Origin of the sequence: Rhizobium sp. ZW T2_16 (assembly GCF_044987325.1) — a bacterium.
In the GTDB taxonomy this organism is placed as follows: Bacteria; Pseudomonadota; Alphaproteobacteria; order Rhizobiales; family Rhizobiaceae; genus Neorhizobium; species Neorhizobium cellulosilyticum.
Genome location: NZ_JBJDRG010000003.1, coordinates 329,866 through 347,085 on the forward strand (window position 1 = coordinate 329,866; position 17,220 = coordinate 347,085).

Below are 17,220 nucleotides of genomic sequence, written 5' to 3' on the forward strand. Positions count from 1 at the left end.
CTAGATCACCCTCCATGGGTAAAATACTGACCTTTGCTTTCTTCATTGTCACCTGCGTTGCCATCGGTGCACTCAGCAGTTACGCCAACACACCGGGCGAGTGGTACCAGTCGCTTAACAAACCGTTCTTCAATCCACCCGACTGGGTTTTCGCACCGGTCTGGGCGGGTCTCTACGTGATGATCGGCGTTGCGCTGTCCACGACATGGTTCGATGAGAACAATACCGGCCGGCTGATCGTCTTCGCCATACAGGGTTTTCTCAACATCTTCTGGTCGCCAGCCTTTTTCGGCCTGCAGAGCCCGCTTCTCGGCCTCGTCATCATCGTACCGATGCTGGCCTTCATCCTGCTGTTCATCATGATGAGCTGGAGACCCAACCGGCAGGCCGCGTGGCTTTTCGTGCCTTACGCATTCTGGGTTGCATTTGCCGCAGTATTGAACCTTTCGATCGTTCTGTTGAATTGATAATAGTCATTTTGTCGCGCTTGCCGATCCGCCTGCAGCATGCCAGTTTCGCCGCGACACCAAGGGCAGACCATGAAGATTACCGATCCAGGCGACTTTCACGAACGCATACGGCGCAGTTTCGCCAAGCAGAACGCCATGGAGATGCTTGGCGCGGAACTGACGCGCATCCAGCAGGGCATGGTGGAGATCGAGCTTCCTTTCGATGAGAAGCTTACCCAGCAGCACGGTTTCCTGCATGGCGGGGTGATTTCCGCACCACTGGAGACTGCCTGTACCTATGCCGCCTATACGGTGATTGCGCCGGAAGTTTCGCTTCTGACGATCGAGTTCAAGGTCAACCTGCTTTCGCCCGGTCGCGGCGAGCGTTTCCTTTTCCGTGGCGAGGTCACCAAGCCCGGATCGACGATCATTGTGGCCGATGGCCGTGCCTATGCGATCGGCGACGGGCCGGCAAAACTGATCGCCTCCATGACCACGTCGATGATGGTCATCCGCGATCGTCAGGACGTGGTGGAATGAGTTTCGAACTGACACGGCTCGGCCGGCATGTGGTGCTATTCGTCATGGCCGTCGACGCCGAATATGGGCCGCACCTCAAGTCTCGCATCAAACCGCTGATGACCGGCGTCGGTCCGATCGAGGCCGCGATCGTGCTGTCGCACGCGCTGACGAAGCTGCAGGCGAAAAACGAAATGCCGGATCTGATCGTGTCGCTCGGTTCGGCCGGCTCCCGGACGCTGGAACAAACGGAAGTCTATCAGGCCTCCTCCGTTGCCTATCGCGACATGGACGCCTCGCCGCTCGGTTTCGAGAAAGGTTGCACACCCTTTCTCGACCATCCGGCGATCATGCCGCTGCCACTTCGCATTCCAGGCGTGCCCGAGGCTGCGCTTTCCACCGGCGGCAATATCGTCTCTGGCGCTGCCTACGATCTGATCGCTGCAGACATGGTGGACATGGAAACCTTCGCCATCATGCGCTGCTGCCAGTTGTTCGGTATTCCGCTGATCGGTTTGCGCGGGATTTCCGACGGGAAGGCGGAGCTGAAGCATGTCGATAACTGGACTGAATATCTGCATGTCATCGACGAGAAGCTGGCTGGCGTCATCGACAGACTAGGAAACGCCCTAGAAAGCGGCAATTTGGCTTTCTGAGCAGTTGCAAAAATCGGGGTTCTTCATTAAAGGCTCGCCATGACCCAGATAGCTCATCCCGACAGCATCCTCATCATCGATTTCGGCAGCCAGGTGACGCAGCTGATTGCGCGCCGCATCCGCGAAGCGGGTGTCTATTGCGAAATCCATCCCTTCCAGAACGCCGCCGAAGCTTTCGACAGGCTCTCCCCCAAGGGCGTGATCTTCTCCGGCGGCCCGGCTTCGGTTACCACCGAAGGCAGCCCGCGTGCACCGCAGGCGGTATTTGACAGCGGCGTGCCGATCCTCGGCATCTGCTACGGCCAGCAGACGCTCTGCACCCAGCTCGGCGGTGTCGTTGAAGGTGGCCATGCCGCCGAATTCGGCCGCGCCGATGTGGAAGTGAAAAAGGCCAGCCCGCTGTTCGACGGTTTCTGGGAACAGGGCGGTCGTTACCCGGTCTGGATGAGCCACGGCGACCGCGTGACGAAACTGCCGGAAGGTTTCGAGGTCATCGCGACCTCCGAGAACGCTCCGTTCGCCATCGCTGCCGACGAGAGCCGCCACTATTATACGACCATGTTCCACCCAGAAGTGGTACATACACCGGATGGCGCCAAGCTGCTTTCCAACTTCGTGCACAAGATCGTCGGCCTGAAGTCCGACTGGACCATGGCTGCCTACCGCGCCGAAATGATCCGCAAGATCAAGGATCAGGTTGGCAATGAGCGCGTCATCTGCGGCCTGTCCGGCGGCGTGGACTCGTCGGTCGCGGCGATCCTCATCCATGAGGCGATCGGCGACCAGCTGACCTGCATCTATGTCGATCACGGCCTAATGCGTCAGGGCGAGACCGAACAGGTCGTCGGCATGTTCCGCGACCATTACAACATCCCGCTCGTGGCTGTTGATGCATCCGACATGTTCCTGACCCAGCTTGCCGGCGAAAACGACCCGGAAGTGAAGCGCAAGACGATCGGCCGCCTGTTCATCGAAGTGTTCGAAGCGGAAGCAGCCAAGATCGCAGCCGATGGCAAGGGCGAACCGCGCTTCCTCGCGCAGGGCACGCTCTACCCGGACGTCATCGAAAGCGTTTCCTTCTCGGGCGGCCCTTCGGTGACGATCAAGAGCCACCACAATGTCGGCGGCCTGCCCGAGCGCATGAACATGCAGCTCGTCGAACCGCTGCGCGAACTGTTCAAGGACGAAGTCCGCGCCCTTGGCCGCGAACTCGGCCTGCCGGAGAGCTTCATCGGTCGCCACCCCTTCCCGGGTCCGGGCCTCGCCATCCGCTGCCCGGGCGGCGTGACCAAGGAGAAGCTCGACATCCTGCGCAAGGCAGATGCGATCTATCTCGACGAAATCCGCAAGGCCGGTCTCTACGACACGATCTGGCAGGCTTTTGCCGTACTGCTGCCGGTGCAGACCGTCGGTGTCATGGGCGACTATCGCACCTATGATTTCGTCTGCGCACTGCGCGCCGTCACCTCGGTCGACGGCATGACGGCGGATTTCTATCCCTACGACATGAACTTCCTCGGCCGCGCGGCAACCCGCATCATCAACGAGGTCCGCGGCATCAACCGCGTCGTCTACGACGTGACGAGCAAGCCGCCCGGCACGATCGAGTGGGAATAAGAGATTGAAATATTGTCGGCGCGCTATGAAGACATGGCGTGCCGATCATCTATCTTGCCTCGCGGTTTCCGAATGAAGGCGATAATTTCAGGCAGTTGGATGCCGAGACGAGCTTGGCTTGTCGCCAAATTCCCAAAAGAAAGACCGTTCAGGTAACGATCAGCTTCACGGTGTAGGGTTGCGCTTCAGCCGCATCTGTGGATCGATAGGGCAGACAAACAACCGAGCTCTCCCACGGTATCTTTCATCACCTTCGGATTTCCCCCCAAGCTCTGGATTTCACAATGCTCAAACGCCTCTATGACTGGACGATGGCGCTCAGTGCGCGCAAATCCGCGGAAGTCTGGCTTGCGGTCATCGCCTTTGTCGAAAGCTCGATCTTTCTCGTGCCGGCGGACGTGCTTTTCCTGCCCATGGCGCTGGCCCGGCCGGAGCGTGCATGGCGTTATGCGCTGATCGCGACGGTCTTCTCGGTTCTCGGCGGTATTGCGGGCTGGTGGATCGGTTCATTTGCCTTCGATGCCATTGCCATGCCGATCCTCGAATTCTGGGGCAAGCTCGATACTTTCAACGAGCTGAGGGCCGGCATCACTTTCGAGACGATCCTGCTGATGCTGGTGACCTCCGGTTTTGCGCATCTGCCGCCTATCAAGGTGGTGACGATCCTTTCCGGTGCGGTGCATGTAAACATCTGGCTATTCATCATGTCGGCGCTCGTCACGCGCGGAGCACGCTTCTTCCTCCTGGCTTGGCTGTTGCGCCGCTACGGCGAGGGCATTCGCCACTTCATCGAGAAGCGTCTTGGCAAGATTGCGATGATCGGTGCTTCTGTGCTGATCGTCGCCTTCACGGGGTACAAGCTTCTTCTGGCGCACTGAGCGTCGGCAAAAGTTCAAAAGAGGGATTGCTGTGCCGGCTCCGGCGGCGTGAAACGCACACCCTCAAGCTCGAGCATACGCTGTTTCGAGGTCGATCCACCAGGGGCTGAAAAACCGCCGAGCTTGCCGCCGGCGGCCAGTACCCGGTGGCAAGGTATGATCAGCGCCACCGGATTTTTCGCCATGGCCTGGCCAACATCACGCGCAGCCTCCGGCCCAAGGCCGAGTTCCTTGGCGATCGTGCCATAGGTGCTCGTATGACCCCAGCCGATGCGGCGGGCTGCGGCATAGATATTCCTGAAGACCTCATCCTGGCCTTCAAGATCGAGGCGGATCTCGGAGAAATCAATCCGCTCGCCAGCGAAATACCGTTTCACCAGCGCGATCGTCTCTCCAATCTCCACGGGCGGTGGCGATTTTTGACCGTCACCGATCCGGCGCAGGAGAAGGTTCTCGGTCGACAACTCGCTGCTTGTCGGTAGCTGAAAACGGGTGATACCGGCAACATTCCACGCAATGCCGCAGAAGCCGCCAGCGGTTTCGAAGATCGCATATCGATGTCCGGACATGAGCTCACTCCGTTCGTGTGATTTCCCCTGTCAGAATCCTATGTCATGAACAGGCAATCAACCCGTTTCTTGCACCAGAAGATTTGTGATCGCCTAGATCGCTTGCCTACGTTCTCTTTTTGTTCTTTATTGTCAATTGAATTCTCTTATACTGCGTCATCCGCATGATCCCGCGTTGATGAATAATGGGAGGTGCAGAGTTGCCATACCACCAGCCATGCCTGCCGCTGACAGGCAATGTTCCTGGGAAAAACCGATCCGGACAACCGCACTTCGCGCCTCGGTGGAGAAGTGAACTCTTTTTCGTACTGAAACCGCCGCCCTCCTTGGCCGAGGAGATATACAAGGCGGCTTGCGAGCATGCGCATGGTCGCACCAACCGCCAACGTCACCCGGCGCATTTGCTGCATGTGAGCCTGCTGTTGATGGACGAATTTGACAAGCCGCCCTACGATCTCATTCCCCGGATCGAAACTGCAATCGGATCGATCAGGGCATGCCCGCTTACAGTGACTTTGGACGCATGTGCTATCTACGGAGGCGGACGGCATCTGGCGCTGACAAGTGCGGCGAGGAATACCGATATTCAGGCATTCGTGCGGATGCTTCATGGCGCGCTCAGCCGGCATAACCTGCCACGCCAGGCATTTCGCACACCTTCACCTCACGTTACCATCATCTATGGCTACGGGCGCAAGGAGGTTCTGAATATTGGGAAATCATTTACATGGCAGGCGCGCGAATTTGCGCTTGTCTACAGCCACAAGGGCGAAACACGCCATGAGCCATTTGGATGCTGGCGTTTTAACGCCGACGCTCCACCATATGCCAGGCCGGCAAGCCAATTATCGCTTTTGGATGAACCAATCACCGGCGGCGACCGAAACCCCGCTCTCACAACAAAGGCCGCCATGCGAAATGACGGCCCGCGAGAAACGAGGTGATATTAGGCAATTAGCCGATGCGGTCGAAAGCCTTGGGATCGATACCGAGAATGGTCAGATCGCTATTCTTCGGACGACGATGGTTTTCAACGGCAGCCGAAGCAGAAACTGCAGCGCCGAAAATTGCGAAGGCGCGGCTGATACGGCTACCACGGTTTTTGTTCTGGGCGTACATGACATCAACTCCTTTTCTGTCGGCTAATATATGCGCCCAAGACTTCATCTTCACAACGCATACGCGCACAGATCAGCCATGCGAACTTGGCATGCCACTATTTGATCTGCCTCATTGGCTTGCATTCTGCGATGTGGTGTTGTTATCGCTTCGCTGACCAGTCCGGCATCGCGTGATGCGGGCAAAGGGGACAAAAGGACGGCGAAATGGCGATCACCATCTACGGCATCAAGAACTGCGACACGATGAAGAAGGCGCGGACATGGCTGGACCAGAAGGGTGTGAGCTATGCATTCCACGACTACAAGGCCTCGGGTATCGATCGCGACCATTTGCAAGCATGGGTCGATAAAGCCGGATGGGAAACGGTGCTGAACCGCGCCGGCACGACCTTCAAGAAACTCGGTGAGGCCGATCGCCAGAATATCGATCAGGCAAAGGCGATCGAGTTGATGCTGGCGCAGCCGTCGATGATCAAGCGGCCGGTGCTGGAAGCGGATGGAAAGCTGCTGATCGGCTTCAAGCCCGAGATTTACGAAAACGCTTTTCCGGGCGCCTGAGAATGTCGAAGACCACACGCGCAACCCAAACCCTCGACAAGCTGAAAATCGCCTATACGATCGTTTCCTACGACTATGATCCCAATGCCGACCGGATCGGATTGCAGGCGGCGGAGGCGATCGGGGAAGAGCCGAAACGCGTGTTGAAGACACTGATGGCCGAACTTGATGGCAAGCCTATCTGTGTCGTGGTGCCGTCCGATCATGAAGTGTCGATGAAAAAGCTCGCCTCGGCCTTTGGCGGAAAATCCGCCCATATGATGAAGCCGGCCGATGCGGAACGCTTGACGGGTTACCATGTCGGCGGCATCAGCCCGCTTGGCCAGAAGAAGCTCGTACCGACGGCGATCGAAATCACCGCACTGGACGAGCCCTACATCTTCATCAACGGTGGGCAGCGCGGGCTGCAGATACGCCTAGTGCCCGCCGATGCGAAAGAGGCGTTGAAGGCGATCGCCGCTCCGCTGATTGCCTGACGACCGCATGTCCAAGACTTCAATTTTGCCCCAAAGCTCTCTAAGTCTAGCCTCACACGAATAATCGAGAGGCTGAGCCATGACCATCGTCCCGAACATCCAGACATCCATCGATCCGATCAAGCTTGAGAAGCTTGGCGAAGTCGCAGTGAAGGTGGGGCTTGGGTTGGAAAAGGGGCAGGACCTCGTCATCACCGCGCCGATCGCCGCGCTGCCGCTAGTTCGGTTCATCACCAAACACGCCTATATGGCAGGTGCGGGCATCGTTTCGGCCTTCTATTCCGACGAGGAAACGACGCTGGCTCGTTATCAGCATGCACCTGATGCCAGCTTCGACAAGGCCTCCGGCTGGCTCTACGAGGGCATGGCCAAGGCTTATGAGAACGGTGCCGCGCGGCTTGCAATCGCCGGCGACAATCCGATGCTGCTTTCCGGGCAAGATCCGGCCAAAGTTGCCCGCGCCAACAAGGCCAATTCCATCGCCTACAAGCCGGCACTCGAAAAGATCGCCAATTTCGACATCAACTGGAACATCGTTTCCTATCCCAATCCCTCTTGGGCACGTCAGGTTTTTCCGGATCTGCCGGAAGATGCTGCCGTTGCCAAGCTGGCTGAAGCGATCTTCGCCGCCTCGCGCGTCAACGTCGCAGATCCGGTAGCAGCCTGGGCGGAGCATAATGCAAACCTTAGGAAGCGTTCGACCTGGCTGAATGGTGAGCGTTTTGCGGCGCTGCATTTCACCGGTCCCGGCACCGACCTGACCGTTGGCCTGGCAGATGGCCATGAATGGCATGGCGGCGCGTCCACGGCGAAGAACGGGATTACCTGCAACCCGAATATCCCGACCGAAGAAGTCTTCACCACGCCGCATGCGCTTAAGGTTGAGGGCCATGTATCGAGCACCAAGCCGCTCTCGCATCAAGGTACGCTGATCGACAATATCCGGGTGCGGTTCGAAGGCGGCCGCATTGTCGAGGCGAAAGCTTCGAAGGGCGAGGAAGTGTTGAACAAGGTGCTGGATACGGATAAAGGTGCACGCCGGCTCGGCGAAGTGGCACTGGTGCCGCATTCGTCGCCGATCTCGGCAAGCGGCATCCTTTTCTACAACACGCTGTTCGACGAAAATGCCTCGTGCCACATCGCGCTCGGCCAGTGCTACTCGAAATGTTTCCTCAACGGCGCTTCGTTGACGCCTGATGAGATCAACGCGCAGGGCGGCAATTCCTCGCTCATCCATATCGACTGGATGATCGGTTCCGACAAGGTCGATATCGACGGCATCCGGCCGGACGGCTCCAAGGTTCCGGTTATGCGCAAGGGTGAATGGGCCTAATCGGCCCCTTGCCAGTCAAAACAGCGGCGCAGCACATCTGTGCGGCGCCGGCATCATGTTGGGCAGGATTTTTTCGGCTTCTGTCGTCCCTTCGGCATAACATCTGTTGCCGGCTCACATTCTTTGCGATGAAATCCCGGCGGGTGCTTTCTGCGACCCGCCAAAAGCTGGCTGATCTCTTTCACGAAGGAATACAGCATGCAGATTTTTCCGCATAAGACGATCCTCCCGATATTGCTTGCCGCCCTGTCCTTTTCACCCGCCCTGGCGGAGGAACAAGGCTTGTGGAAAGTTTATAATGACAGCCTGAAAGGCGCCAAATACGTCGATCTGACCCATACGATCACGCCGAACATTCCGGTCTGGGCCGGTTTCGGCAAACCGAGCTTCGGCCAAGCCGCCGCCGGCACCGATCTTGAGGGTTATGCCAAGAAGGGCGAAACCTTTACCTTCGAAAAACACGGCTTTGCCGCTTCCACCTACAATCTGACGACCGACCAGCTCGGCACTCAACTCGATCCTCCGGCGCATTGGGCACCAGAATATGCGGCGATCGATGAGCTGCCTGCGACCTATGCCATACGGCCGCTGGTGGTCATCAACATCGAGGACAAGGTGAATACGGATGCCGGTTATCATCTGCAGGTCTCCGATATCACCGATTTCGAGGCGAAACATGGCCTGATACCGGAAGGTTCGGTGGTCTTCGTCCGCTCCGGCTGGTCGAAAACATGGCCCGATCCGGCTCTTTCGACAGCTCGTCCATTCCCGGGCGTGGGGCTGGAGGCACTGAAATTCCTGCATAACGAGCGCAAGATCCTGTTTCACGGGCATGAACCACTCGACACCGACACGACGCCCAATCTGGAAGGCGAATACTGGCTGATGCACAACGGATATGCCCAGGCGGAGGGCGTCGCCAATCTGGACAAGGTGCCGGAAACGGGCGCACTCGTCGCGATCGGGTATCCGAAATTCGGCGGCGGCGTGGGCGGCTATGCGCGCTACATCGCCATTTGCCCACCCGATTGGCCCCATGGCATGACGATCGGTTCAATCCCCGAAGCCCCGCTGCAGAAGTTCGACAAGCCGCTGCATTTCGATGAGCAGGCCGGCATGCGCGTGCGCTGATGTACCTGATCTCCAGCGCCGCGCTTCCTTCACCAGCGCGGCGCAAGCTTATTCGTCAAGCATCCGCAAATCATCACGACGGAAGCGGATAAGAACAGGCCAAGAAACATGGCTTTCCTCTGTGGTGTTCATATGAACCGGAGGGTTGTGAATGCCAGTGATTACATTTGCGAATACGAAAGGCGGCGCCGGCAAGACCACGATGGCGCTTGTTGTGGCCGGGGAGTTGGCAAAGCGAGGTTTTCGCGTTGCCATGCTGGACGCTGATCCGCAGCAGTGGGTTTCCCGCTGGATGGTGCGGATGGCGAAGGTGCCGAAATTCTCGATCATCGCCGATATCGACGCCGACAATATCGAAAAGACGATCAAGGACCTGAAGAAACGTAACGATTATGTGGTGGTGGACCTGCCCGGCGGCGTCACACCGTTGCTCGCCAAGGGGCTGGGGCTTTCCGACCACGTTTTCGTGCCGGTTCAGGGGTGCGCACTGGATGCCGCGGGAGGCGCACAGGTGCTCGATATCCTGAAGAAGCTCAAAAGCGAATGCGACATCCATATCGCGCATTCGGTGGCGCTTACCCGGGTCAGTTCGATCATCACCACACGGGCGCTGCTTGCCGTGAAGGGCATGCTGGCACAACAGGGCGTCCATGTGCTGGCAACTCCGCTGATCGAACGCGCAGCCTATCGTGACATGTTCGACGCCGGCACCCTGATCGATGCGCTCGATCCGGAAGCCGTCAGCAATCTTGCCAAGGCTCAGGACAATGCACGCCTGCTGGTCGACGAGATTGCGCAGTTTGCTCCCGTCCCCGTCAAGGTTCCGAAGACTGCCAAATCGACAGCGACTGCCAAGGCAAAGGCGGAGACACCCCGCAAGACTACGGCAGCCAGGAAGGCCGCCTGATCCTGCCTAAATCGGCTGGAACATCACCCCTTCCAGCCAATCATTTCAGAAGAGACTGCCCTGCTTCGGCGGCCCGGATGCGACATCCGGCTTCGGCGCTTTCCGCTTCGGCGGAACTGCCGCCGGAGCCGCCTGTTCGGGATCAGCCGAACCCGATGTTTCACCGGTAACCGCCAAAACGCGGCCATCGGCGAACTCGATCGAAATCGCGCTGCCTTCCGCAACATTTGCGGCGCGCGTCAGGGCGCGATCCGCGCCATCCCTCACCACGGCATAACCGCGCTTGAGCACATTCTTGTAGGAGAGTGACTGCAGGACACGATCCTGCCCCATGAGCACCGAGCGGCTGCGGGACAAGGTATGGGCAAGTGCGGTATCGGCCTGACGGATCAGGGCGGCGAGATGCTGGCTCTCGCGCTGCAGATGGCCGGCCAGACGAGCCGGCAATGATTTCAGCGAGGCGTCGATACGCGCCACCCGCCCCTTTTCGCTGAGAATCTGCCGCTCCACGCAGCGATCCGCCCGCAGGAGCCGGTCGGCCAGAGCCTGCCGCTGCAGCACCAGCCGGTTATTCAGCAGGTCAAGCCGCAAGCCGGACGAGGCGCGCTCATAGGTGCGGCGCTTGGCGATCGTCGTGCGTTCCAGCGAACGGCCCAAGCCTGCCGCCGCCTCATCGAAACGCCGGCGGGGAAGCGCCAGCAACTGGTCGAGCGACGGAAGTGCGCGCACAAGCGCCCGCAAGGACTGGCTGCGGTGATCCATCTGCCGCGATGCACTGCCGCGCAAACGCGCCGAAAGGTTTGCGAGCTGGGCATCAAGATCGGCCTTTACCGGGACCGCCATTTCGGCGGCCCCCGTCGGTGTCGGCGCGCGCACGTCGGCAGCATGATCGATCAGTGTCCAGTCGGTCTCATGGCCGACGGCTGAAATCAGCGGGATCGCACTCTCGGCTGCAGCCCGTACGACGATCTCGTCGTTGAAGCTCCAGAGGTCCTCAAGACTGCCACCGCCGCGGGCGACGATCAGCACATCCGGCCGCGGCATCGGATCACCGGGACGGACGGCATTGAAGCCACGGATGGCGGCTGCGACCTCCTCGCCCGAACCCTCACCCTGTACCTTGACCGGCCAGACGACGACATGGACGGGAAACCGGTCGGTGATGCGATGCAGGATGTCACGGATGACAGCGCCTGTCGGAGAGGTCACGACGCCAATGACACGTGGCAGATAGGGCAAGGGCCGCTTGCGTTCCTTGTCGAAAAGCCCTTCTGCTGCCAGCTTGCGGCGGCGTTCCTCCAGGAGCGCCATCAGCGCGCCGGCACCGGCCGGTTCCAGGTTTTCGATGACGATCTGGTATTTCGACGAGCCGGGGAAGGTCGTGACCTTGCCGGTGGCGATGACCTCCATGCCCTCTTCGGGGCGGAATCTCAGGCGGGAAAACGTGCCCTTCCAGACCACGGCGTCGATGCGCGACCTGTCGTCCTTGAGGCTGAAATAGGCGTGGCCGGACGAATGCGGCCCGCGGTAGCCGGAAATCTCGCCCCTGACGCGCACATGGTCGAAGGCGTTCTCGACGGTTCGCTTAATCGAGCCGGAAAGCTCCGAGACCGAAAATTCAGTCAGATTGCTTTGTGCTTCAGGTGCGAACGTGCTGCTCATGCCATTGTTCTAACCGATCGGCAGAAGGATTTCATCCGCCGGGATGCGGATTGATGTGGACGAGATGGAAAGCGGCACCGATCCTTTTGACGCCGCGTTCGTCCCCGCCCCGCATGGCCGTGGGATAATCCGGGCAGTTCAAACCGGAGAACCCGTCATGACCGACCCTTTTGCCAATACCCAGCCTTCTCTTTCAAGCCCCGCCTCCGCAGGAGGTGCCGTCACACCCAGCGACACGGCCACGTTTTCGGTTCCCAGCCGCGCGCTTTATGTCGGCAATGGCGGCGATCTCGCGGTGCGGATGCTCTCCGGCGACGATCTCTCGTTCACCGGCGTGTCGTCCGGCAGCTTCCTGCCGATCCGCGTGACCCAGGTCCTTTCGACGGGCACGACAGCGGGCGCAATCGTCGCATTGTTCTAATATGCGAACGGATCAATAATGGAACCTGACCAACGCTTCAGCGTTGCGTCTAAATGGAGGAGAGGACTTAGGTCCGATAACACGGGACCTAAGTCTTAACAGTGATCGGGCAATCGTAGCTAAAAAAATGACCCGCCGTTAGGCATGATGCGAAAGCATTCTTTAGAGGGTCGTAAGATATACGATCTCCGACACACAGGAAGGAGATCCGCCGTGTTATTTCTAACGGCAACAACCATTGGCCTCTTGGCCGGCATGACACGCAGTCTCGCGTCGATAATCGCGGCTGCATTGCTTATTCCCGTTGTCTTTTTTGTTGCTGCCCTCTTCGGCGCCACAAGCATGCTTGGCTTGCTTATCGCTATACTTGGTTTCAACTTCGGACTGATCAATCTGGTCGTCGCGGCTGCGTTCATCCAGTCATTCCGTCACGCCTGACTTATTTCGGATCAGCTTCGTTAACGACAAAAAGCTGGAATCTGCCATCCGATCGGACCGGCGAGAGATAGGTCGGCAACTCGCCTCGCGCCAATGATGCGTAGAGGCCATCACGGTAAAGCTCGATAAGATTTTCGGTTTGCGGATCGTTTCTGCAGAATGCAAGTGCGGTTACGCCCGCATTTTTGAGAAGTGCGAGTGCATCATCCGGCGTTGCCATGCCAATGTGAAGTTCGGCCAGCATGCCACCCTGGTTGCGATGATAGGGCGCGGTCAAAACCCGATGCTGCGTAAACCTCAAGATACCCGCACCACGATTTGAAGGAGCGGCAATCGTTCCCGGCGGAAGAACACGAAGCGCCGCCATATCCTTGGCATCGCCGCATGTATTGTCTTCATCGGCGTTCTCCATAGCCAGGACGTCCATGCTGGCAGAACCGATACCCTGTTTCAGGATGACGCCACCCAGCCCCCAGACGACAGGGACGGAGGCCAACGTCGCGACGACAAATCCAAGATTGATCGAAATACTCTTCGGATTGTCTCGCGCCTTTTTCTGAAGGTCGGCAATCAGCAATGCGAGCGGCGGAATGCTCAGGAGATTTGCGAAAAGGCTGCCACGGATCTGGACCAGAGCAACCGCCCAGCTCGCAGAAACAAGCGCTAGAAACAGGAGATGCAGGCCACGATCGTCACCGCGCCAGATGCGTAAGGCACAGGCGAAGACAGCGAACAGTCCGACGACGTAAAAACCTGCAATGGTTTCCGGAAACTGCTGCATCTGTGCGGTTATGGATTGCGCTTCAGTGACGTGGTCCAGCCAGAGCTCAACCAGCATCGGATCAAGATTGGCGAGCGGACTGCCAAGGCATTGCGGCGCGATGAGCAGAGCCAATGCGCCAATAATCGTGCCTAGGACGAAGGACGCGGCGAGCCTGATACCCATCCCGGCGCGCGCCGGAAGGCAGGCAAGGCTGAAAAGCCCAGCCCCTCCCAGCGCGGAGAGGGAAAAGAAGCCGAGCGAAAGGTTATCGCAGGTGACAGCGGCGTATGCGCTTGGTGGGATCGTGGCAAAAAAGGCAGCCGTGATAGCAAGTGCGAGAGAAAGGCCGAATGCGCGCGCAGCGGAAGCAAATCCGGCCCCTTGCCAAATCCAGCGGGCGGCGACGCAGACACATACAATGGCAACAAAAGGCGTGGTTTCCGCCCCTATGGCAATTGCCAGAGCAGTAGCGATCCCCGCGACCGCGTGGCCCAAAGTATTTCCACGGCGATCTGCCAGAAGTGCAGTGATCCCGATTGCCAGAACAAGCTGGACATTGTGATGGTCAAGCGCGCCCGGACGGAACTTCATGCAGGTAAAGGCAAAGAGTGCACCTAGGCCAAGCGCGATATGCATCACCCGTGGCCCATCGGCCTCTCCACCCAGGCGCCGACTAGCGAAACCGACGGCGAGCAGAAGCGGGCCAATGAGCAGAAGCGGCCAGACACTGGCCGCTACGCCTTCGGCCATCTCTACAGGCATGAACAGCGAAAACAGCTTGATAAGTCCGCCGATCGGAGCGTCGATGAAGCGGGACCAGTGCATCAAGGTGCCGCCGGAAAGGCCGAGACGGTACTGCATAAGGTCAAACCAGCTCTGGCCACCAAGCCAGTCGCGAATTTCCACCAGCCGCATGACATCGTCATTGTCGGGACCGATCAGATCCTTTGCTTTCGGCAGGGAGATGAGTGCGATGGCAACCGCCGTCATCAGCCAGTAAAGCGCGACTGCAGGAAAAAGCCGGGACAGAACGGAGGCTGAAGCAGGCACGGCATCCTGCCGGGACATCTCATCTGTCGTCGTGTTCATCATTCACACTTGTTTTGAGCACTTAAGGAAGTCCCGCAACCTAAACTTAACCTTCACAAGAAATAGTAAAGCAGACAGGGCAGGCCGTATCTGCACTGGATTTTCCGCGTACAGAGTGAAAATCATGAGTGATACTTCTGCCGGTGATCATGCCAGCGCACATGCCGGCATTTTGGCGGGCTCCATTTCCGGTGATCTGTCGATTGCAGTCCTGATCCCCTGCTATAACGAGGCATCGACGATCAGCGATGTCGTGAATGGCTTTCGGGAGGTTCTCCCGACTGCGCGCGTTTACGTCTACGACAACAATTCCACCGATGGCACCGCGCTGAAAGCAATGTTGGCCGGCGCCGAGGTGATGCGCGAACGCCGCCAGGGCAAGGGCCATGTGGTGCGCCGCATGTTTGCCGATATCGAGGCCGACCTCTACATCATGGCGGATGGCGACGGCACCTATTCGCCGAAGGATGCCGAAGAACTGATCCGTATCCTGCTCACAGAACGCGCCGACATGGTCGTCGGCACCCGCCGCGGCGTGCATGCGGATGCCGGGCGCCAGGGCCATGCCGCCGGAAACCGGCTGTTCAACATTCTCTATCGCGCCATTTTCGGCCGCGACTTCACCGATATTTTCTCCGGCTACCGCGCTTTTTCCCGCCGCTTCGTCAAAAGCTTCCCCGCCGTTTCCGGCGGCTTCGAGATCGAGACGGAAATGTCGGTTCATGCATCTCGGCTGAAACTGCCGGTCACCGAGATCGAACTCGATTACGGGCGACGTCCGGAAGGCTCGCATTCCAAGCTTTCGACCTATCGGGATGGCGGAAAGATCCTCTGGATGTTCGCAATGCTGATGAAGGAAACGCGGCCCTTCGCCTTTTTCGGTGCGATCAGCTCTGTCTTTATGGCAATGAGCCTGATCTTCATGACACCGGTCCTGATTTCCTATTTCGAAACGGGACTTGTCGAGCGCATGCCGACCTGGGTCTTCTCGCTGGTTCTGATGGTATTGTCGTCGCTGATGTTCACCGCAGGACTCATTCTCGATTCCGTTTCACGGGCGCGTGCCGAACAGTTGCGCATCCACTACATGAGCCTGCCGCTGCAGAGCCGGACCAACTCAACACCAATCAACGAAACCTTCGTCGAGACGTCGGCTCAACGGGGCGGCAAGAGCGCGGCATGAGGCGGATGGCCTGGTTTCTGTTTGCGGGTGGAATCGGCTTCCTGATCGATGTCGGCGTCAACCACCTGCTGTTGACCTATACGCCGATCGGGCCGTTCCTGTCGCGCATACCGGCGATCATGGCCGCCATGAGCTTTACCTGGTTCGTCAACCGCAACCGCACCTTCGACCCCTCCCCCCACTCTCTCGCGGTGGAGGGAATTCGCTACTGGACTGTCGGCATCACGTCAGCGCTGATCAATTACGCAATCTATTCTGCCCTGATCGCCCGCGCGCCGATCCAGCCGGCGGTCGCGATCGTTTTCGCGTCTGCGGCTGCGACGGTCTACAGTTTCTTCGGTTATTCCCGTTTCGTGTTTCGCCACAAAAACCAGGGTTAGACTGTCTCCCAGCCATCGTGTTCGCCGGCGCGATAGATCGCGTCGATGAAACGCTGGTTCTTCACGGAGCTCTCCAGCGTAACGATTTCAGAGGCTTCGCCCGCAGCAGCCTTGGCAAAGGCTTCCGTCTGGCGGCGATATTGCCGGCTGTCGGGAAAACGGAAGACCTGCGAGACATTGTGCTTCTGGTTGTTCAGTTCGATCTCTTCCGCGCCATAACGATCCGCGTTGAAGGGCGACTTCACCTCGATAAACCCTTCCGTCCCGTGGAAGACCATGACCTGCCGGTTCGCCATCTGGGTAGCGATGTAGAAGCTCAGTTCGAAACCACCGAAATCGGCCTTGACGCTTGAATAGATGTCGGTGCCGAAATCCGGGTCACGGCGCACGACGGCCTGGACGCGCCGGGGCTCTTCGCCGGTGGCGAAGCGGGTAACGATCGTCGGATAAACGCCGATATCCGGCAGCGCACCGCCGCCGAGTTCGGGGATATTGCGCATGTTTCCAGCATCGCGGTTGAAATAGCTGAAAGCGCCCTGGACGTGTTTCAGCTCACCGATCGCGCCGTCCTTCAACAGTTCCCGCACCTTGTGCCAGACCGGCGCGTAGGTGACCATGAATGCTTCCGATACGACCACTCTGTTGCGGTCGCGCGCTTCGATCAGGGCATCCAATTCCTGCGCCTTCAGCGCCAGCGGTTTTTCGACCAGAACATGCTTACCGGCATTGGCGGCCTTGATCGACCATTCGACATGCTGGCTGGTCGGCAGCGGAATATAGACAGCATCGATCACGTCGGAGGCGAGCATCTCTTCATAGGAGCCGAAGGCATGCGGCACGCCGAAACGATCAGCCAGCGCTCTTGCCTTCGTCACATCGCGGCTGGCGACCGCAGTGATCACAGCATTTTCGGCGTCCTGTATCGCCGGCATGACGACATCCCTTGCAATCTTGGCCGTCGACAAAATCCCGAAACGCAGCATGACACTCTCCCTTTGCACATCTTTTCGCCAGCTTAGGGTGGCCGCGGAAGAGGTTCAATGCGCGCTTTTGGCTTTCTTGAAAAATGA

General features: G+C 58.7%; 20 protein-coding genes. 15 read left to right on the forward strand and 5 right to left on the reverse strand.

Annotated features, from left to right (window positions below; genetic code table 11):
- Positions 1–14: 14 nt before the first annotated feature.
- The 5 genes from ACI3K0_RS11525 (at position 15) to ACI3K0_RS11545 (ending at position 4,119) form a co-directional block, all read left to right on the forward strand.
- Entirely contained in the window at positions 15–467 is a 453-nt protein-coding gene (locus tag ACI3K0_RS11525) for a TspO/MBR family protein (RefSeq protein ID WP_183823668.1), read from the forward strand.
- Positions 468–539: 72 nt separating this feature from the next.
- The gene (locus tag ACI3K0_RS11530; RefSeq protein WP_183684927.1) at positions 540–989 is read left to right on the forward strand and encodes a PaaI family thioesterase; all 450 of its coding nucleotides are present in this window, start codon (positions 540–542) and stop codon (positions 987–989) included.
- On the forward strand, positions 986–1,624 hold the full coding sequence (locus ACI3K0_RS11535) for a 5'-methylthioadenosine/S-adenosylhomocysteine nucleosidase (RefSeq protein WP_183823670.1): 639 nt from the start codon (positions 986–988) through the stop codon (positions 1,622–1,624). Before ACI3K0_RS11530 ends, ACI3K0_RS11535 begins: the two co-directional genes overlap by 4 nt.
- 39 nt (positions 1,625–1,663) lie before the next feature.
- Positions 1,664–3,241, forward strand: a complete 1,578-nt coding sequence (guaA, locus tag ACI3K0_RS11540) for a glutamine-hydrolyzing GMP synthase (protein ID WP_183823672.1) — start codon at positions 1,664–1,666, stop codon at positions 3,239–3,241.
- A gap of 284 nt (positions 3,242–3,525) precedes the next feature.
- On the forward strand, positions 3,526–4,119 hold the full coding sequence (locus ACI3K0_RS11545) for a YqaA family protein (RefSeq protein WP_183823674.1): 594 nt from the start codon (positions 3,526–3,528) through the stop codon (positions 4,117–4,119).
- Between the two features lie 14 nt (positions 4,120–4,133).
- On the opposite strand, the gene ACI3K0_RS11550 is transcribed toward ACI3K0_RS11545, so the two are convergent.
- Positions 4,134–4,688 (reverse strand): methylated-DNA--[protein]-cysteine S-methyltransferase, encoded by a 555-nt coding sequence (locus ACI3K0_RS11550; RefSeq protein ID WP_148146056.1) that lies wholly within the window; start codon positions 4,686–4,688, stop codon positions 4,134–4,136.
- 326 nt (positions 4,689–5,014) lie between these two features.
- On the opposite strand from ACI3K0_RS11550, the gene ACI3K0_RS11555 reads away from it, so the two are divergent.
- Positions 5,015–5,632 (forward strand): 2'-5' RNA ligase family protein, encoded by a 618-nt coding sequence (locus ACI3K0_RS11555; RefSeq protein WP_183684925.1) that lies wholly within the window; start codon positions 5,015–5,017, stop codon positions 5,630–5,632.
- Between the two features lie 10 nt (positions 5,633–5,642).
- On the opposite strand, the gene ACI3K0_RS11560 is transcribed toward ACI3K0_RS11555, so the two are convergent.
- Positions 5,643–5,807, reverse strand: coding sequence for a hypothetical protein (locus tag ACI3K0_RS11560; protein ID WP_183684924.1), 165 nt, complete (start codon positions 5,805–5,807; stop codon positions 5,643–5,645).
- 206 nt (positions 5,808–6,013) lie between these two features.
- Here ACI3K0_RS11560 and ACI3K0_RS11565 point away from each other — a divergent pair, with 206 nt between their 5' ends.
- From ACI3K0_RS11565 to ACI3K0_RS11585, 5 genes are all read left to right on the forward strand, one after another.
- Positions 6,014–6,367: an ArsC family reductase gene (locus tag ACI3K0_RS11565; protein ID WP_148146058.1), complete on the forward strand. Its 354-nt coding sequence runs from the start codon at positions 6,014–6,016 to the stop codon at positions 6,365–6,367.
- A 2-nt stretch (positions 6,368–6,369) separates the two neighbouring features.
- The gene (ybaK, locus tag ACI3K0_RS11570) at positions 6,370–6,843 is read left to right on the forward strand and encodes a Cys-tRNA(Pro) deacylase (RefSeq protein WP_148146059.1); all 474 of its coding nucleotides are present in this window, start codon (positions 6,370–6,372) and stop codon (positions 6,841–6,843) included.
- Between the two features lie 79 nt (positions 6,844–6,922).
- Entirely contained in the window at positions 6,923–8,176 is a 1,254-nt protein-coding gene (locus ACI3K0_RS11575) for an aminopeptidase (protein WP_183823676.1), read from the forward strand.
- Positions 8,177–8,374: 198 nt separating this feature from the next.
- Entirely contained in the window at positions 8,375–9,307 is a 933-nt protein-coding gene (locus ACI3K0_RS11580; protein ID WP_148146061.1) for a cyclase family protein, read from the forward strand.
- A 151-nt stretch (positions 9,308–9,458) separates the two neighbouring features.
- Entirely contained in the window at positions 9,459–10,214 is a 756-nt protein-coding gene (locus ACI3K0_RS11585; RefSeq protein ID WP_183823678.1) for a ParA family protein, read from the forward strand.
- A 45-nt stretch (positions 10,215–10,259) separates the two neighbouring features.
- On the opposite strand, the gene xseA is transcribed toward ACI3K0_RS11585, so the two are convergent.
- On the reverse strand, positions 10,260–11,876 hold the full coding sequence (gene xseA, locus ACI3K0_RS11590; protein ID WP_183823680.1) for an exodeoxyribonuclease VII large subunit: 1,617 nt from the start codon (positions 11,874–11,876) through the stop codon (positions 10,260–10,262).
- 157 nt (positions 11,877–12,033) lie between these two features.
- Between xseA and ACI3K0_RS11595 the strand changes: the two genes are divergently transcribed.
- Together ACI3K0_RS11595 and ACI3K0_RS11600 are read left to right on the forward strand one after the other, a co-directional pair.
- A complete protein-coding gene (locus ACI3K0_RS11595; RefSeq protein WP_183823682.1) occupies positions 12,034–12,297 on the forward strand; it encodes a hypothetical protein in 264 nt (87 codons plus the stop codon).
- 213 nt (positions 12,298–12,510) lie between these two features.
- Positions 12,511–12,735, forward strand: coding sequence for a hypothetical protein (locus tag ACI3K0_RS11600; protein WP_183823684.1), 225 nt, complete (start codon positions 12,511–12,513; stop codon positions 12,733–12,735).
- Position 12,736: 1 nt separating this feature from the next.
- Here the strand turns inward: ACI3K0_RS11600 and ACI3K0_RS11605 are convergent, their stop codons facing one another.
- Positions 12,737–14,587, reverse strand: coding sequence for a hypothetical protein (locus tag ACI3K0_RS11605; RefSeq protein WP_246435980.1), 1,851 nt, complete (start codon positions 14,585–14,587; stop codon positions 12,737–12,739).
- A gap of 124 nt (positions 14,588–14,711) precedes the next feature.
- Between ACI3K0_RS11605 and ACI3K0_RS11610 the strand changes: the two genes are divergently transcribed.
- Together ACI3K0_RS11610 and ACI3K0_RS11615 are read left to right on the forward strand one after the other, a co-directional pair.
- Positions 14,712–15,770: a glycosyltransferase gene (locus ACI3K0_RS11610; RefSeq protein ID WP_404945341.1), complete on the forward strand. Its 1,059-nt coding sequence runs from the start codon at positions 14,712–14,714 to the stop codon at positions 15,768–15,770.
- Entirely contained in the window at positions 15,767–16,150 is a 384-nt protein-coding gene (locus ACI3K0_RS11615) for a GtrA family protein (protein ID WP_148146067.1), read from the forward strand. Before ACI3K0_RS11610 ends, ACI3K0_RS11615 begins: the two co-directional genes overlap by 4 nt.
- On the opposite strand, the gene ACI3K0_RS11620 is transcribed toward ACI3K0_RS11615, so the two are convergent.
- On the reverse strand, positions 16,147–17,133 hold the full coding sequence (locus tag ACI3K0_RS11620) for a Gfo/Idh/MocA family protein (protein WP_183823686.1): 987 nt from the start codon (positions 17,131–17,133) through the stop codon (positions 16,147–16,149). The genes ACI3K0_RS11615 and ACI3K0_RS11620 overlap by 4 nt on opposite strands.
- Positions 17,134–17,220: the final 87 nt, after the last annotated feature.

What these genes read in the sequence shown, in the direction of transcription:
- ACI3K0_RS11525 (WP_183823668.1), top strand. Translation starts at nt 15, where the DNA reads ATGGGTAAAATACTGACCTTTGCTTTCTTCATTGTCACCTGCGTTGCC.
- ACI3K0_RS11605 (WP_246435980.1), bottom strand. Translation starts at nt 14,587, where the DNA reads ATGAACACGACGACAGATGAGATGTCCCGGCAGGATGCCGTGCCTGCT.
- ACI3K0_RS11565 (WP_148146058.1), top strand. Translation starts at nt 6,014, where the DNA reads ATGGCGATCACCATCTACGGCATCAAGAACTGCGACACGATGAAGAAG.
- ACI3K0_RS11550 (WP_148146056.1), bottom strand. Translation starts at nt 4,688, where the DNA reads ATGTCCGGACATCGATATGCGATCTTCGAAACCGCTGGCGGCTTCTGC.
- xseA (WP_183823680.1), bottom strand. Translation starts at nt 11,876, where the DNA reads ATGAGCAGCACGTTCGCACCTGAAGCACAAAGCAATCTGACTGAATTT.
- ACI3K0_RS11595 (WP_183823682.1), top strand. Translation starts at nt 12,034, where the DNA reads ATGACCGACCCTTTTGCCAATACCCAGCCTTCTCTTTCAAGCCCCGCC.
- ACI3K0_RS11530 (WP_183684927.1), top strand. Translation starts at nt 540, where the DNA reads ATGAAGATTACCGATCCAGGCGACTTTCACGAACGCATACGGCGCAGT.
- guaA (WP_183823672.1), top strand. Translation starts at nt 1,664, where the DNA reads ATGACCCAGATAGCTCATCCCGACAGCATCCTCATCATCGATTTCGGC.
- ACI3K0_RS11535 (WP_183823670.1), top strand. Translation starts at nt 986, where the DNA reads ATGAGTTTCGAACTGACACGGCTCGGCCGGCATGTGGTGCTATTCGTC.
- ACI3K0_RS11610 (WP_404945341.1), top strand. Translation starts at nt 14,712, where the DNA reads ATGAGTGATACTTCTGCCGGTGATCATGCCAGCGCACATGCCGGCATT.
- ACI3K0_RS11545 (WP_183823674.1), top strand. Translation starts at nt 3,526, where the DNA reads ATGCTCAAACGCCTCTATGACTGGACGATGGCGCTCAGTGCGCGCAAA.
- ACI3K0_RS11620 (WP_183823686.1), bottom strand. Translation starts at nt 17,133, where the DNA reads ATGCTGCGTTTCGGGATTTTGTCGACGGCCAAGATTGCAAGGGATGTC.
- ACI3K0_RS11615 (WP_148146067.1), top strand. Translation starts at nt 15,767, where the DNA reads ATGAGGCGGATGGCCTGGTTTCTGTTTGCGGGTGGAATCGGCTTCCTG.
- ACI3K0_RS11560 (WP_183684924.1), bottom strand. Translation starts at nt 5,807, where the DNA reads ATGTACGCCCAGAACAAAAACCGTGGTAGCCGTATCAGCCGCGCCTTC.
- ybaK (WP_148146059.1), top strand. Translation starts at nt 6,370, where the DNA reads ATGTCGAAGACCACACGCGCAACCCAAACCCTCGACAAGCTGAAAATC.
- ACI3K0_RS11585 (WP_183823678.1), top strand. Translation starts at nt 9,459, where the DNA reads ATGCCAGTGATTACATTTGCGAATACGAAAGGCGGCGCCGGCAAGACC.
- ACI3K0_RS11575 (WP_183823676.1), top strand. Translation starts at nt 6,923, where the DNA reads ATGACCATCGTCCCGAACATCCAGACATCCATCGATCCGATCAAGCTT.
- ACI3K0_RS11580 (WP_148146061.1), top strand. Translation starts at nt 8,375, where the DNA reads ATGCAGATTTTTCCGCATAAGACGATCCTCCCGATATTGCTTGCCGCC.